Origin of the sequence: Pseudomonas sp. AU12215 (assembly GCF_001675465.2) — a bacterium.
Lineage (GTDB): Bacteria > Pseudomonadota > Gammaproteobacteria > Pseudomonadales > Pseudomonadaceae > Pseudomonas > Pseudomonas nitroreducens.
Window position 1 is genome coordinate 69,129 of the sequence record NZ_MACM02000021.1, and the last position, 14,740, is coordinate 83,868.

Consider the following 14,740-nt stretch of genomic DNA (forward strand, 5'->3'; position numbering starts at 1 on the left):
CGAAAAATCCTGACGGCGGCAAAAGCTGAGTGCAACACCTGACCAATCCGGTACGGTGTTGCCATGACCTACTAAGAACTCAGTATCGAAGAACGCATCACGATCTAGCTTGGCCAGCTTCAGGGTTTGAGCCAGCGAGCCATCGCCAGAATGCTTGATCGAAGTCCCTCGACCATCAGCCGCGAGCTTCGTCGCAACAGCTCCGAGGCCAACTATTACAGGGCGAGCCAAGCTCAACAGCACATGCGCCAGCGTCGCACCGCCTGCCGTCCTCAGCGCAAGCTGCTGCCGGACAGTGAGTTGTTCGACCTGGTGGTACATCTGCCGCGAAAGCGCTTTTCTCCTCAGCAAATTGCCGGCAAGCTTCGAGATATGAAATTCCCAAATTTTGAAGACGTGTACGTCTGTCGCGAGACAATCTACAACGCCATTTACGCGCTGCCCGTCGGTGAGCTTCGCAAGGCGCTGATCATCTGCCTGCGCCAAGGCAAAACCAGTCGCCGCCCCCGCGCGGGCGAGGTTGACCGTCGTGACTAAATCCCCGACTTGGTCAGTATTCATGTGCGACCACCGGAGGTGGAGGATCGCCTGACGCCGGGTCACTGGGAAGGTGACTTGATCAAGGGCAAAGCCAATGCTTCTGCGGTGGGAAGACTGGTAGAACTCAGCACGGGTTATCTGATGCTGGTGAAGATGAACGACGCAACCGCCACCTCGGCTGTCGAGGGTTTCATTGCCGCGTTGAACCGCATGCCGCGGGCTGCGCGTAAAACGTTGACCTACGACCAGGGCCGGGAAATGGTGCGTCATGCCGAGATCACCCAGCGTACTGGAGTGGCTGTTTACTTCTGTGAGCCGCATAGCCCTTGGCAGCGCGGCAGTAACGAAAACATCAACGGCCTAATTCGCCAGTACCTGCTCAAAGACACGGACTTGTCTGGCCACAGCCAGGAGCAACTGGATGCTATTGCCTACGAGTGGAATATCCGCCCGCGTCAGCATTTCAATTACAAGTGTCCCATCGAAATGATGACGGCGATGATAGCCAAGCATCATGAGAGTCCATCCGTAACTCAATGACAGAGTGTTGCGCTCGGTCTCTGAAATCGCCAAGGATATAAGTTGTCGCTCCGGGCTGAACTACCAAGCGGAACGACAGAGGTTTTTATTGCTGTTCAGAGGTTGGAGAACCTGTGAAAGATTCTTGGTCGGAAGCTTCACTGTCTTGCCCTCTGCACTGATCTGCAGGTTGTTGGCCTTGCGCAGCGCCGCCCAGAATCCAGGAAAGTTGGAGCCACAGGCATGGCAGTCGGTGAAGAAGGGATTGCTGTAGGTAGTGCCGTCGACGATGACATCGAAGCCAATGTCGTCGTTGGACGAGTACTGCTTGCCTGCAATCGAGGCGTAGGCGCTGACGGCACTTTCACCATCGTCCGGGCAGGAGATATTCAGTTCGTTGCCATTGCCATCGTCGACCAAGTGTTCTTGGACCCCTTGGGCGTAACCGCTAGTCCATTCGTAAGTGCCAGCGCTGGCTGCGGAGACGGCAACCGCTGTCAAAAAAGCTGCGAGCAGTAGATTCCTTTTCATGAGGACACGTCCTTTTGTTGATAGAGCTGAGAGGAAAGTGGTTTCTGAGTAGGGATACAACCTAATAGGTTGAGAATCATCGCTTTGTGTCCTTCATGTCAATGGGGCGGTAGCCAACCATCAAGGTTGAGATGGGAGGCGTCATGTCCGAGATTGATCAGAAACACTTGGCTGAAGTTGTGGGCCGAGCGATTGCCAAGCAGCGGGTGCGCTGTGGCATGACGCAGGAGGAGGTTGCCGAGCGCCTCGGAGTGGGGAGCGAGGCGGTATCACGCATCGAGCGTGGGGTGGTCATTCCGACGGTGCTGCGCTTGCTCGAACTGGCCTCGGTATTCGATTGCGAGGCAGCCGAGTTGCTCAATGAGTCGAGTTCACGCGTGACCGATCAGACGAGCCGAATCAGCCAGCTGTTGGGTGGACTGAACGAGGCGGATCGTCTGTTGGTGATGGAGATCGTGGAGCAGTTGAGCGGGCGGCTTAGCCGCAAGCAGGGAAAGGCTCGCTGAATTAGGCCATGTTCGCGAAGCACGGTAATCCCGCCAGCGTCGGCGCATCTGGATCGAGCAACAGAAAGCGCACATTGGCTTTCCCAGCCAGGTGCAGGATGTCGACGAATTCTACGGGCAAGCCGTAGTCCAGCTGCCGCTGGCGCAAATCGGCCGGGCGGGTGCTGAACAGTTCCAGGTTATCCTCCGTCCAGGGGGTATTTCTCAGTTTGCAGCCGACGACACTGTGTCCGGACATCTCGAAGAACTCGATGTGTAGTTCGCGTAAGTGCAGTGGTTTATCGGCATAGGCGAGGCTGAACAATTCGTCCACGACGGCTTCTGGCAGATGCGCAGTACTGATTTCCCAGCAGCGGCTGAAATGCCCAGTCGCGAAGGTCAGCCGTTCAACGATTTGCTGTGCCTGCTCCAGTGTGGGTTGTACACCCAGGACCAGTGTGTGATCCCGGTCCTTTGCGTGGATCACGTAGGACAACGCTCGCAGCGAGCCACCTGGTTGCAGGTCCTGTACCAGCAGTTGGATGGACAGTTTGTCGTAACCGCGGAGAAAGGGATTGAGAGTCATGGGGCCTCCGAACGGATGCAGGTTGGCATCCGGTGACAGTGAAGAGATGTGATGGACAGCAGGAGCCCAAAGGGGCTCCTGTTTATGCCGTCTCAGGCTGGTGGGTTCTCGAGCGAGCGCGCTTCGGCACGTTGTTTCAGTAAGCTGGAAAGCGTGGAGTGGGATTTGCCACTCGTTGGCAGGGGCGCCGAGTGCTTGGGCTGCGATAACGCTTGGGCTGGCGTATCGGTAGACGGTGCAGGGAAGAACTCATCGACGATGGCGTTGCCTTCGTCCTCGCTGTCCTCGAAGGCGCCATTGGCAAAGCCCAGGCGAGCGGTGGCATCCAGGGCCGCCTGATCAAACCCCGAAGCCTGGCGTAGTTCATCGAGCTCGCGCGCCTGCTGCAATGCCAGCTCTAGGGCAACGCCGTTACGTACGGTGATGTCGACGTAGAAGATCGGCGAACCATGGCTTTGACGGGTGGACTTGCCGCGCAGGCGCAGCTCCAGGGCGAGACAGGCCAGGCGATTACCGGAGATGGCCTGCAGGTACTGCAGTCGCGCCGCCAGGGTGCGGATGCTGTTGAAGCCGGTCGTGCGAAAGACGAAGCTACCCAGCGCATCCTCATCGCCGATGACCACATTGAGTCGACCGTAGGGCTTGCAGGCTCCACCCTTGGCCAGGGGACAGGCATCGGGTGAAGGGCAGGGCAGCGACTCGATACCGTCCTGGCCACGACGCTTGCAGGTTTCGCCGTTGCCGACGCAAGAAGGCCTCCCCGACTGCCGGTCGAACAGGCAATATTCGGCGCGAAAATTCAGTTCCGGTGCGTTGAACATCAGTCGAATCGGGATGCAGCGGATCTTGCCGCCCTGGGCCTTACGCAACGCTTCGTCCAGGGGATGATTGATCCACCCATCGCGCAGTTGCACCTGCGAGGTAATTGTGAATTGGTCGTCCTTCTCCGGCAGGCGCTTGCCGTTCTTTTCGACGACCTTGCCGATGGAAATCCGCCCGAGCACCGGCGGGGTAATGGCCAAGCCTTTGAGCATGGTGGTTCTCCAGTGGAAGAATAAAAAAGACCACCCCGACGCATGAGCGCCGGAGTGGCCAATGGGGGAAACGAGATCAGAGGATCAGGAAGCGGCGGCTGCCGGTCTTGGTGCAGGGATAGCGTGCCAACAGGTAGGGCTTTTCCTTGAGCAGCCGCGGTACGTCGAGCACCACACTGTCCTTGGCCTTGCGCCAGGACACCGAGCCATTGGCGAACTGCGCCCGGCTGGCCTCGCCCATGGCTTGCTGTAGTTGCTGCTTCAGCTCGGCTTCGCGTTTGCCCTGAAGTTCCAGGCTGGCACGAACCGATTGCAGTTCATCGAAGGCGCCCGACAGGAGAGGGTTTTGGGTGAAGTCCAGGGTGCTGCCGCTATCCTGTGGGTACAGACAGCGCAACGCCTGCTCCGCGGAGTTGGAGCCATCCGCCGGTGGCGGCGTATCGCGTTGCACGTAGCTCCAGAAGTCCCGCTCCAATTCGATCAGCCGCGCGATAAGCTCGTCGTCGCGCTCAATGCGATGGATCTCCAGGTGCTGACCACCGAGCAGTACAGCCACATCGGCGGCCCGTTTACCGGTCACTGCCAACTGGTGCATGACCTGCAGTTGCACATACACCGGTACGCCTTCTTTCCAAAGTCGAGCGCCATTGATGCCCGCGGTCTTGCATTCGAGAATCTGGACATCGTTGGCGCCGATCACCTCGCGGTCGATATTGGCGAGCATCCAACTCAGAGTAGGATCGGGATGTTGCAACACGGCATTGATCCGGCGTACCCGATTGCCGGTGCGTTGAGTGTAGTGGGTGGCGACGATAGGTTCGAGGATGTTGCCCCAGTAGGTAGGGCTGTCTTCATCGAGGGGATCGCTCTTGGGCAACAGGGCATCGCGGCCTGTCTTCTCCAGCCACAACTCCAGTTGCGACTGGTAGGGATTGAGGCCGACTGCGGCGGCGGCATCCGAGCTGCCGATACCGTGTTTACGCACTGACAGCCACTCGTCACGAGATAGATCCTTGGTGCTGACCAGGCGCAGGGCCGGACGGGGGCGGGTGCTGTCATGCAATGAGGTTGCTTTCATCGTATTCACCTGCAGACATAAAAACGCCCGATCAGCGCGAGGCTGATCGGGCGAGAGGATTGATGAACGAACGGGTTAGGCGACCAGGCGCAGTGCGGCATCCAGGGCGCGTTGCTTGATCTGGGCGCCCTGGCCGAACCAGGCCGAGTCCATGCGGTACTCGTTGCTGCGCGCACGACGCTCGTGGTCGACGAACTCGGTGACGGCATTGAGCAGTCCCCAGGCTGTACCGCGCGCTGAGTCCAACTGACTGCCTCGGCCGTGTCCTTGGTACAGGCTTTCCACCTTTTGCATGGCGCGAATGTTCGGCACAGTCTTGCCTTGCTGACTGGTAGGCAAACTGTCGCCGAGTACGGTGGTGATGAAGCTCAACGCCTCCTTGGATTTCACTTTTCGCTCAGCCAACGTCCGCATGCGATACATAAACTCATCCCACTGCGAGACGGCGATACCGAGTTGCTTCTTCACCAACTGCGGATCGAAGCGGGTGTTGTGCGGCACCTTGATTGCCCGGCTAGTACCGTCCAGGGCGATGGTCAGGGTGTTGTTGCACACTACGCGCACCGTGGTCGGCGTCGCCGTGGTGGCCAGGGTGCCGTCGCAGGAGGTGGCCAGCAGCAGATAGCCATTCACCTGGTCATTGCCCTTCAGGGCTGTGCCTTGCCCCGTGCGTGCCAGCGCCCAGAACTTTCGCCCTCCCTTGAGCACGCCAGCAGTCTCCAGCTCATAGCCAGAGACCTCGGTGAGATCGCGGTAGAATTCCAGCACCTCGCGTGGCTGTACGGTGTGGTAGCGCTGGGAAACCACCGATAGCGGCGCTTTGCTGTCCGAGCGATAGAGCACCTTCTGCTCGGGGAAGGAGTGGATGGTGCCCAGATGGCCGATGGCGTCGGACTTGAAGTGAACCGGACTTTCGAGAATTTCCCAGTCCATGCCGGCTTCACGTTGCCAGACTTCGATGGGTTGTTGCTGGGTGAGTTGATTGCCCAGGCCATGCCATGGTGTGGTACCGACATAAGCCATTTGTTCGATGAGATGAGCCATAAAGATCTCCTTGCCAGAGATGAGCCAGCGAGCGCCGATACTCGCTTCAGTAGCGAGCATCGACGTGTGGAAAAAATGAGAGGAAAGGACGCGCATGGGAGCGCCGTATGACCGGGAAGGGCTAGTTTTCGCTGACCGAAAACACCTGGCCGCAGGCCAGGCATTCAAAGTTGTCGAGCACCAGGGCATCGATTTCCTCGCCCATGCGTGCACCGGCCAGGCTGCCGACAGCTCCGCCTGCCAGGCCGCCCAGAATGGCGCCTGCTACGCCGCCGAGTACGGCGCCAATGGGACCCGCAACGGCGCCCAGAGCTGCGCCACTTTGGGCACCTGTGACCGCGCTGGCGGCACCGGTCGCTGCGCCACCGAGCGCTCCGGCTGCGCCGCCCACTTTGCGGGCGAAATTGCGGGTACGAATGTGCTCAGAATTACAGGAAGGGCAGTAAATCGGCATTTTTCAGACTCCTGTTCAACGGAAAGGGCTGAAGAGGGCCATACGTGCCCGTCTTCCCTTAGGTGATACAGGTCTGAAATTTCTTTGAATCGAGGTGATGGCCTCCGACATCACGACAGGATGGCTGGTCTACATAGGCGAAAGCTCTCTCGCTTCATCGAGGCATCAGGGGCTCAGGTCGACCGATCATTCCGGCCTCAATGGAGCACTCGTGACATGAGTCTTCGGTCTCAATCTGCTTTCTGAGGGGGAGCTCCGTATGGGCGGATGTTTCTCTGGGAGGTGTCCTGCTCTTGGAGTGGATCTTGTTTGCGACAACCGGACTCTCTGTGCGCTTCGAGAAAAAGATTCGCTGTTAGGAACGCTCTCGTCAAATTGCGCCGGACTCCATGCCAATACCACGATCTGACCGGTGTCATGGCTAAATGGCTTGAACCGACCAAAATAGCCCTTATCTATCTGGCATCCCGGCGGGTTAGTCGTGACCAGGGGCACTCATCGCTCCGACCCGCCTATAGAAAGGAAGGACGACCCTCATGCGAATCGACCGTTTGACCAGCAAGCTCCAGCTTGCACTCTCCGATGCCCAGTCCCTGGCCGTTGGACATGACCACCCGGCCATCGAGCCGGTGCACCTGCTGTCCGCGCTCATCGAGCAGCAGGGCGGCTCCATCAAGCCCCTGCTGATGCAGGTCGGCTTCGACATCCCCGCGCTCCGCTCCGCTCTCAATAAAGAGATGGACACGCTGCCGAAGATCCAGAACCCCACCGGCGACGTGAACCTGTCGCAGGACCTGGCGCGCCTGCTTAACCAGGCCGACCGCCTGGCACAGCAGAAGGGCGACCAGTTCATCTCCAGCGAACTCGTGCTGCTCGCCGCTATGGACGACAGCACCAAGCTTGGTAAGCTGCTGACCAGCCAGGGCGTGTCCAAGAAGGCCCTGGAGAATGCCGTGGCCAACCTGCGCGGCGGCGAAGCGGTCAATGACCCGAACGCCGAGGACTCGCGCCAGGCGCTGGACAAGTACACCGTCGACATGACCAAGCGCGCCGAGGACGGCAAGCTCGACCCGGTGATCGGCCGTGACGACGAAATCCGCCGGACCATCCAGGTCCTGCAGCGCCGTACCAAGAACAACCCCGTGCTGATCGGCGAACCCGGCGTCGGCAAGACCGCCATCGTCGAAGGCCTGGCCCAGCGCATCGTCAACGGCGAAGTGCCCGACGGCCTGAAGGACAAGCGTCTGCTGGCGCTGGACATGGGCTCGCTGATCGCCGGCGCCAAGTTCCGCGGCGAGTTCGAAGAGCGCCTGAAGGCCGTGCTCAACGAGCTGTCCAAGCAGGAAGGCCGGGTCATCCTGTTCATCGACGAACTGCACACCATGGTCGGCGCCGGCAAGGCTGAGGGCGCCATGGATGCCGGCAACATGCTCAAGCCAGCCCTGGCCCGCGGCGAGCTGCACTGCGTCGGTGCCACCACCCTGGACGAATACCGCCAGTACATCGAGAAGGATGCCGCCCTGGAGCGCCGCTTCCAGAAAGTCATGGTGGATGAGCCGAGCGAGGAAGACACCATCGCCATTCTGCGTGGCCTGAAAGAGCGCTACGAGGTGCACCACGGCGTCACCATCACCGACGGTGCGATCATCGCCGCGGCCAAGCTCAGCCATCGCTACATCACCGACCGCCAGTTGCCGGACAAGGCCATCGACCTGATCGACGAGGCCGCCAGCCGCATCCGCATGGAGATCGACTCCAAGCCGGAAGAACTCGACCGCCTGGATCGCCGCCTGATCCAACTGAAGATAGAGCGCGAGGCGCTGAAGAAGGAAGACGACGAGGCCACCAAGAAGCGCCTCGCCAAGCTGGAAGAAGACATCGCCAAGCTCGAGCGCGAGTACACCGACCTCGAGGAAATCTGGAAATCGGAGAAAGCCGAGGTCCAGGGTTCCGCGCAGATCCAGCAGAAGATCGAGCAGGCCAAGCAGGAAATGGAGACGGCGCGGCGCAAGGGCGACCTGGAAACCATGGCGCGCATCCAGTACCAGACCATCCCGGACCTGGAGCGCAGCCTGCAGATGGTCGACCAGCACGGCCAGACCGAGAAGCAGTTGCTGCGCAACAAGGTGACCGACGAGGAAATCGCCGAAGTCGTCGCCAAGTGGACCGGCATCCCGGTCTCCAAGATGCTCGAAGGCGAGCGCGAGAAGCTGCTGCGCATGGAAGACGAGCTGCACAAGCGCGTCATTGGCCAGAACGAGGCGGTGGTGGCTGTTTCCAACGCCGTGCGCCGCTCCCGTGCAGGGCTCGCGGACCCGAATCGTCCCAGCGGCTCGTTCCTCTTCCTCGGCCCGACCGGGGTGGGCAAGACAGAGCTGTGCAAGGCCCTGGCCGAATTCCTCTTCGATACCGAGGAAGCGCTGGTGCGCATCGACATGTCCGAGTTCATGGAGAAACACTCCGTGGCTCGCCTGATCGGCGCGCCTCCGGGATACGTCGGCTATGAAGAGGGTGGCTACCTGACCGAGGCCGTGCGCCGCAAGCCGTACTCCGTGGTGCTGCTCGACGAAGTCGAGAAGGCCCATCCGGACGTTTTCAACGTGCTGCTGCAGGTATTGGAAGACGGTCGCCTGACCGACAGCCACGGCCGTACGGTGGACTTCCGCAACACCGTGGTGGTGATGACCTCCAACCTCGGCTCGGCGCAGATCCAGGAACTGGTCGGCGACCGTGAAGCCCAGCACGCGGCGGTCATGGATGCGGTGAATTCACACTTCCGTCCGGAATTCATCAACCGGATCGACGAAGTGGTGGTCTTCGAACCGCTGGCCCGCGAGCAGATCGCCGGCATCGCCCAGATCCAGATGGGCCGCCTGCGCAAGCGCCTGGCTGAGCGCGAACTGAGCCTGGAGCTGAGCGATGCGGCGATGGACAAGCTGATCGCCGTCGGCTTCGACCCGGTGTATGGCGCGCGGCCGCTCAAGCGCGCGATCCAGCGCTGGATCGAGAACCCGCTGGCGCAACTGATCCTGGTCGGCAAGTTCAACCCCGGCGCGAAGATCCACGCCAAGGTCGAGAACGACGAGATCGTCTTCTCCTGATCCCTGCTCCACGAAAAAGCCCGCCAATCGGCGGGCTTTTCTATGGGGCTTGTTGACGCTCGCTTGCTCGCAAACCTCAGGCTGCGCAGCTATAGGCGCAACAGTCTGCTTCCGGATGGAGCCGTTCCCTCTCGCCCCGGCCCTCTCCCTCGGAGAGAGGGCCGATGGTGCCGGCTGATGCCGTTGTTTCATCCTGCTCAGAGCGGTCCCCTCTCCCGCTTGCGGGAGAGGGTTAGGGTGAGGGGCCTTGATCTTGCAGGAGAGGCGGGGCGCCTGGCATGTTCCTGAGGGGGATCGTCGATCAGCCGGTCTCGCGGGTGCCACCGAGCATGACCAGCAGTTGCTCGATCAGTTCGGCCTGATCCTCGGCGATATCAATGATGTGGAAGCCTGCCCAGCCCAGCTGACCATCGGCGCCGGTGCGGCTCCACAGACAATCCGCGCCCAGGTGGATCTCGCCGATTTCGTCCAGCGGCGGTGCCGGCACGAGCCGGCAGTCCCAGACTGAATCGGCTTCGGGAACCTCCACGCCGCAGAGCATGAAACCCTCCGCGGACAGGTCGGCAAGGCGGCCCAGGCTGCGCCCGGAGTGGCGGTCGAAGACTTCCACGGTCAGCCCAGTCTGCTGCCGGCTGTGCTGGCGACGTTCTCCCATCGACTGCTCCTCAGGTCTGTGCCGGGCCACGCCCGGAAGTAAAGCGTTGCAGGACCCGGTAGATCGCGCTCAGCGCGCGATCCATCAGCGGGGCGGACTGTTCCGTCGGTACCAGGCGGACCTTGCCCGCTTCCATTTCCTGGGCCAACTGCACTATCGGTTTGACCGCCACCCGCTGCCCAGTGTGGTCGACGAACATGTAGTTGCGCGTGGTCGGGCTGAACCAGGAAAGCTTGAGCCGGCATGCCGGAGTGGTGTCGCTGAACTCGAACCAGGTGCCGAACTCCAGGTGGCTGAGCTCCTTCATCAAGACCCGCACGCGCTCGGACAGTGCCTCGCCGTTGGGTTTGGCCAGGGTATGGCCCTCGGCGCCGAGCATGACGCTCAGCGGACTCTCCGGCAGCTCCTGCTTGAGCTGCGCGGCGATCTGAGGCTTCTGCGCCTGGATCGCGTGCTGGCAGGCGACCAGGTCCTGCAGCAGCCGGCGGATGCCGTCCTCGTGATAACCGCCCAGCACCTCCAGGCCCTTGCGCAAGTCTTCGAGCAGGGCCAGGCGGATTGCCTGCAGGTGGTCGCGGCCTGCGGCGTCCAGCGGCGTGACGCTCCAAGCCAGTTGCTCTCCGACTTCGCAGGCGCGCTTCCATTCCTCGCTGTGCTCGCCGCTGCGTAGCACGATGAAGGTGAGAGCATCGCACCAGCTCAGCTCGAGGAAATTACGCACCAGCTCCGGCAGTTCTCGTTCGCAGGTCACCTTGGCGATGGCCTCCAGCGCCTGTTCCCGCGCGGCCAGCAGGCGGTCGCGGCCACGGGCGGCCTCCATGGCGCGGCGCTCGCGCAACTCGACTTTCTGCCGCAGGTTGGTGACGTACTCGTTGAAGTCGCCCAGCAGGGTGTCGAACAGCGACAGGTCGCCGACGAAGTCCTGGATCACTCGCTCGACCACCCAGTGCATCTTCGCCAGCAGAGCGCGCTCCTCGCCCTCGCCGCCATAGAGCACGCCGGCCTGGGCCATGGCGTTGAGCAGCTTGCGGGCGGGATGGTGATGCTGGGTGAACAACTGCTTATCCAGCAGAGCCACCTTGAGGAGTGGGGTATGCAGGTGGGAGAGGGTGGTCTTGCAACTGTCGGGCAAGTTCTCGTCATCGAGGATGAAATCGAAGACCATGCCCACCAGGTCGATGACATCGGCTTCCTGGTCGGTCAGCCGGGTATTGTTCGGCTGCGCGCTACCGGCTTCCAGGTGGCGCTGCAGATCGGCTTTCAAGGCATCGACCGGTTGCGGCTGGCGCAGGCGCTGGGCCAGCTCGTGGGCCGATTCGCGCTGCAGGCGGTTCAATGCTTCCAGCAGCTCATTGGCGCTATAGGTCGTCGTGGCGGTGGTGGGGCCGAAGCTGACGATACTCTGGGTGTTGCCGAACAACGTGGCCTTGTCGCCGCGCCGACGGCGTTCGGCGAGCAGCACGGCGAGGCCCCCGAACAGGGCATTGCGGTCGCCGGGTGGCATGTCCGGCAGGTCACTGGCGCTGTAGGGCGGCAGCACTGGTGCCCCGTCGTCCGGCATCGTGGTGCTTTTCTCCGCAATCTTCGCCGGGCGTGGTGTGTGGGAGGACGCCGGGCGCTGGCCTTGCGGGCGGTATTTCAGGTTGGGCAGGACCCCGCCGTCGGCCAGGCGCTTGTTCAGCTGTTCATATATAGGTTGCAGATGCTGCATGACCTGTTGGTCGAACAGCACATAAAGGATGGTCTTGATCCGCAGCGGGAAGACACTGCGCGCCAGGGTGTCGCGGAACGCCTGGGCAATGGCCTGCGGGCCGAAGGGATTACGGTCCTCGCCCAGCTTGCTGCCGTTGTTGAGCAGTGCCAGGCGCTGATCCAGCGCGAACAGCTGCTGTGCACAGTGCGCGCGCACCTGGTTGACCATGTTGGTCACCAGCAGCGTTTCTTCATATTCGTCGTTGCCGACCAGGGTCAGCTGGTCCATGTCCAGCTCTTCAAGCGGCTCCGTGAGAGGCAGTTTGCCTTCGAGGAAGTCGCTCAGGCCCTGGGCGATGCGCTGGTGGTAGAAGCGCTCGAGGTTCGGCCGCTCGCGGCGGACTTCGCGCATGGCGTCGAAGAACAGGGCCTGGACCTGGTTGTTCTCGGCTTTCTCGGCGCATTCGAAGAGCGCGTCGTCCACCTGGGCGAAGACATTGCCCAGGAGCTCGGCAAGGTGATTCATCGCCAACTGGCGGCAAGCCTGCACCAACTCGCCGAAGCGGGGCTGGATCACCCGGCTGGCGATGGGGGAGGGCGGTGGGGTGTCCTTGTTGCTCATGGCCATCCTGTGCGTGATCGTTCCGTTTACACTCGCGGTGGATCACTCGAGTTTTTCCATGCAGATATAGCAATCAGCCTGGCCCCCTGCAAAGCACAGAAAAACTTTTTGGATCAGAGTGTTGACAGACGTTTCGATATACGTAAAATGGCGCGCCTCTGATACGGGATTCCGGTGAAGCCGGAAGCGAAGTGGAAGAGATTGAAAGGTTCGTCGTTCCGCGATAGCTCAGTCGGTAGAGCAAATGACTGTTAATCATTGGGTCCCTGGTTCGAGTCCAGGTCGCGGAGCCAACTTTCAAACGGGGTATAGCGCAGTCCGGTAGCGCGCTTGCTTTGGGAGCAAGATGTCGGGAGTTCGAATCCCCCTACCCCGACCAAATTCAGGGTCGTTAGCTCAGTCGGTAGAGCAGTTGGCTTTTAACCAATTGGTCGTAGGTTCGAATCCTACACGACCCACCATATCAGGCTCGCAAGAGCCAAGAAAAGCCCGCAGTCTCATAGAGACTGCGGGCTTTTTCTTTTTCCGCAACAATCGCCTCTTCCAGATCCTGTCGTAGAACATTCATCCGCACTCCTTTGTGACGATCGTTTCGTGCTTTGCACTCGGAACGATCGTCACAATTGGTCGCATATTAGCCCTTGCAAAAAGCCTGATGCGTCGATGTGTCGCAGGATGCGCGGAGCCATTTTCGAGCTTTTGAAAAGGTTCTTGATCGCCGTCATGGCAAGGTCTTTGCCAGATGCTTTAGCGGCTCGCGGAAGGTCTTTCTTGAAGGGCTGAAACGCCCGTGGTTCATGGGGCCGACGTATTTTCGTGGAGGCCGGAGCCGAGACTTGGCAGGGAGGGAAAGCCCCTTTCTCTCATGTGTTAATTGGGTGTTTTCTGAACGATTCGAGTCGGGACTGTTTCATGGGGTGAGAAAATATCTTGTTAAAAATGAAAGGGCGGGGCCTTGAAAGGGGTTTCTGAAATGCTTTGTAATATCCGCCGTCCATTTCCTACCCCCAAATCGCTGAGTCGCACTGACGCAGATCATTGCCAGTGTTCACCCTGTGGTGCAGCGGCATAACAACAGGGGGCTGCCATCGGTGGGCTCCTGTCATAAGACGAGTCGGGCAATCCGCTCGTGCATCCGGTGTGCGACGCGCGCGCTTCAACGAGCCGCCAGTCCAGACACCACACGCTGAATAACACGGAACGAATCAGCTGACGAAATCGGTTTCGCATCGCGAAGACCGGGCGACCTCCCTTTGCCTGGAATCCTTGCGGCCGCGTTCGTGAATCCATGACAGCCCTGGCAGGCGGCTTGGAAAAGTCGCGGGTAACGAGTCGTCGAGCAATGCGTGGCGAAGGCTCATGGGCGGTGAGGCGATTTTCATCCACTAAGGCCGCAAGATGAAAAAAGAGCAGTACACAGGAATTTTGAAGAGACTTGCGCTGCTGCCGATGCTGATGCTCGGTGGCTGCAACATGGCGCTGTTCGACCCGAAAGGGCAGGTTGGCGCCGACGAGAAGTCCCTGATCATCACGGCAACCCTGCTGATGCTGATCGTGGTGGTGCCGGTGATCCTGATGACCCTCGGGTTCGCCTGGAAATACCGGGCTTCGAACACCAAGGCCACCTACATGCCGGACTGGTCGCACTCGACCAAGATCGAGCTGGTGGTGTGGCTGGTGCCCTGCCTGATCATCGCCGTGCTCGGCTGGATCACCTGGGAGAGCACCCACAAGCTGGACCCGTACCGTCCGCTGGACTCCGAGGTCAAGCCGGTGACCATCCAGGCCATCTCGCTGGACTGGAAGTGGCTGTTCATCTACCCGGAACAGGGCATCGCCACCGTCAACGAAATCGCCTTCCCGAAAGACACTCCGGTGAACTTCCAGATCACCTCGGATTCGGTGATGAACTCCTTCTTCATCCCGCAGCTGGGCAGCCAGATCTACTCCATGGCCGGAATGATGACCAAGCTGCACCTGATCGCCAACGAAGAAGGCGTGTTCGACGGTATCTCCGCGAACTACAGCGGCGGCGGCTTCTCGGGCATGAAGTTCAAGGCCATCTCCACCTCCGAGCAGGGCTTCCAGGAGTGGGTCGCGAAGGTCAAGGCCTCGCAGCAGACCCTGAACCTGGATCAGTACCCGGAGCTGGTGAAGCCGACCGAGAACGTCCCGGCGACCTACTTCGCCACCGTCAGCCCCGAGCTGTTCTCCCATGTGCTGAACAAGTGGGAACACGCCGGCCACGCGATGGCCAAGGCCCACGAAGCCAAAGAACAGGCCGAGAAGGGCGAGCACGGCGAAGCAGCGCATGACGAGGCCGCCATGGCGGGCCACGACATGAGCAACATGCAAGGCATGCCTGGCATGCAAATGAATCCGAGCCAGGAGTAACCGCA

11 protein-coding genes, 3 tRNA genes and 1 pseudogene are annotated in these 14,740 nt (G+C 60.7%); 7 read left to right on the forward strand and 8 right to left on the reverse strand.

The annotated features are described in order from the left end of the window. Positions 1-84 precede the first annotated feature (84 nt). Positions 85-1,080, forward strand: a pseudogene (locus tag A9513_RS06135) (IS30 family transposase). A 60-nt stretch (positions 1,081-1,140) separates the two neighbouring features. On the opposite strand, the gene A9513_RS06140 reads toward A9513_RS06135, so the two are convergent. Next, entirely contained in the window at positions 1,141-1,590 is a 450-nt protein-coding gene (locus tag A9513_RS06140; protein ID WP_065084234.1) for a hypothetical protein, read from the reverse strand. A gap of 143 nt (positions 1,591-1,733) precedes the next feature. On the opposite strand from A9513_RS06140, the gene A9513_RS06145 reads away from it, so the two are divergent. Then, complete coding sequence (locus tag A9513_RS06145; RefSeq protein ID WP_065084235.1) at positions 1,734-2,096, forward strand: helix-turn-helix domain-containing protein; 363 nt, start codon at positions 1,734-1,736, stop codon at positions 2,094-2,096. Between the two features lies 1 nt (position 2,097). Here A9513_RS06145 and A9513_RS35975 read toward each other — a convergent pair whose 3' ends face one another. The 5 genes from A9513_RS35975 to A9513_RS06170 all read right to left on the reverse strand — a co-directional run bounded on the left by A9513_RS35975 (position 2,098) and on the right by A9513_RS06170 (position 6,271). Next, positions 2,098-2,661: a hypothetical protein gene (locus A9513_RS35975; RefSeq protein ID WP_176707220.1), complete on the reverse strand. Its 564-nt coding sequence runs from the start codon at positions 2,659-2,661 to the stop codon at positions 2,098-2,100. Positions 2,662-2,753: 92 nt separating this feature from the next. After that, the gene (locus A9513_RS06155) at positions 2,754-3,695 is read right to left on the reverse strand and encodes a hydrolase or metal-binding protein (RefSeq protein ID WP_065084236.1); all 942 of its coding nucleotides are present in this window, start codon (positions 3,693-3,695) and stop codon (positions 2,754-2,756) included. A gap of 76 nt (positions 3,696-3,771) precedes the next feature. Next, positions 3,772-4,773: a YqaJ viral recombinase family protein gene (locus tag A9513_RS06160; protein WP_065084237.1), complete on the reverse strand. Its 1,002-nt coding sequence runs from the start codon at positions 4,771-4,773 to the stop codon at positions 3,772-3,774. A gap of 75 nt (positions 4,774-4,848) precedes the next feature. Beyond that, complete coding sequence (locus tag A9513_RS06165) at positions 4,849-5,817, reverse strand: DUF932 domain-containing protein (protein WP_065084238.1); 969 nt, start codon at positions 5,815-5,817, stop codon at positions 4,849-4,851. A 121-nt stretch (positions 5,818-5,938) separates the two neighbouring features. Beyond that, entirely contained in the window at positions 5,939-6,271 is a 333-nt protein-coding gene (locus A9513_RS06170) for a hypothetical protein (RefSeq protein ID WP_065084239.1), read from the reverse strand. Between the two features lie 536 nt (positions 6,272-6,807). Between A9513_RS06170 and clpB the strand changes: the two genes are divergently transcribed. Then, positions 6,808-9,372: an ATP-dependent chaperone ClpB gene (gene clpB / locus A9513_RS06175; protein WP_065084240.1), complete on the forward strand. Its 2,565-nt coding sequence runs from the start codon at positions 6,808-6,810 to the stop codon at positions 9,370-9,372. 301 nt (positions 9,373-9,673) lie between these two features. Here the strand turns inward: clpB and A9513_RS06180 are convergent, their stop codons facing one another. Further along, positions 9,674-10,027, reverse strand: a complete 354-nt coding sequence (locus A9513_RS06180; RefSeq protein ID WP_065084241.1) for a PilZ domain-containing protein — start codon at positions 10,025-10,027, stop codon at positions 9,674-9,676. 10 nt (positions 10,028-10,037) lie between these two features. Then, a complete protein-coding gene (locus A9513_RS06185) occupies positions 10,038-12,341 on the reverse strand; it encodes a DUF1631 domain-containing protein (protein WP_065084242.1) in 2,304 nt (767 codons plus the stop codon). Between the two features lie 217 nt (positions 12,342-12,558). On the opposite strand from A9513_RS06185, the gene A9513_RS06190 reads away from it, so the two are divergent. The 4 genes from A9513_RS06190 (at position 12,559) to cyoA (ending at position 14,735) form a co-directional block, all read left to right on the forward strand. Beyond that, a tRNA-Asn gene (locus tag A9513_RS06190) sits at positions 12,559-12,634 on the forward strand. A 9-nt stretch (positions 12,635-12,643) separates the two neighbouring features. Beyond that, positions 12,644-12,720, forward strand: a tRNA-Pro gene (locus tag A9513_RS06195). A 6-nt stretch (positions 12,721-12,726) separates the two neighbouring features. After that, a tRNA-Lys gene (locus A9513_RS06200) sits at positions 12,727-12,802 on the forward strand. A gap of 937 nt (positions 12,803-13,739) precedes the next feature. Then, positions 13,740-14,735: a ubiquinol oxidase subunit II gene (gene cyoA / locus A9513_RS06205; protein ID WP_065084243.1), complete on the forward strand. Its 996-nt coding sequence runs from the start codon at positions 13,740-13,742 to the stop codon at positions 14,733-14,735. Positions 14,736-14,740 lie beyond the last annotated feature (5 nt).

Bases quoted from the DNA above. Each gene is read 5' to 3' on its own strand.
- A9513_RS06140 (WP_065084234.1), bottom strand. From the start codon at position 1,590: ATGAAAAGGAATCTACTGCTCGCAGCTTTTTTGACAGCGGTTGCCGTC.
- A9513_RS06160 (WP_065084237.1), bottom strand. From the start codon at position 4,773: ATGAAAGCAACCTCATTGCATGACAGCACCCGCCCCCGTCCGGCCCTG.
- A9513_RS06180 (WP_065084241.1), bottom strand. From the start codon at position 10,027: ATGGGAGAACGTCGCCAGCACAGCCGGCAGCAGACTGGGCTGACCGTG.
- A9513_RS06145 (WP_065084235.1), top strand. From the start codon at position 1,734: ATGTCCGAGATTGATCAGAAACACTTGGCTGAAGTTGTGGGCCGAGCG.
- cyoA (WP_065084243.1), top strand. From the start codon at position 13,740: ATGAAAAAAGAGCAGTACACAGGAATTTTGAAGAGACTTGCGCTGCTG.
- A9513_RS35975 (WP_176707220.1), bottom strand. From the start codon at position 2,661: ATGACTCTCAATCCCTTTCTCCGCGGTTACGACAAACTGTCCATCCAA.
- A9513_RS06185 (WP_065084242.1), bottom strand. From the start codon at position 12,341: ATGAGCAACAAGGACACCCCACCGCCCTCCCCCATCGCCAGCCGGGTG.
- A9513_RS06165 (WP_065084238.1), bottom strand. From the start codon at position 5,817: ATGGCTCATCTCATCGAACAAATGGCTTATGTCGGTACCACACCATGG.
- A9513_RS06170 (WP_065084239.1), bottom strand. From the start codon at position 6,271: ATGCCGATTTACTGCCCTTCCTGTAATTCTGAGCACATTCGTACCCGC.
- clpB (WP_065084240.1), top strand. From the start codon at position 6,808: ATGCGAATCGACCGTTTGACCAGCAAGCTCCAGCTTGCACTCTCCGAT.
- A9513_RS06155 (WP_065084236.1), bottom strand. From the start codon at position 3,695: ATGCTCAAAGGCTTGGCCATTACCCCGCCGGTGCTCGGGCGGATTTCC.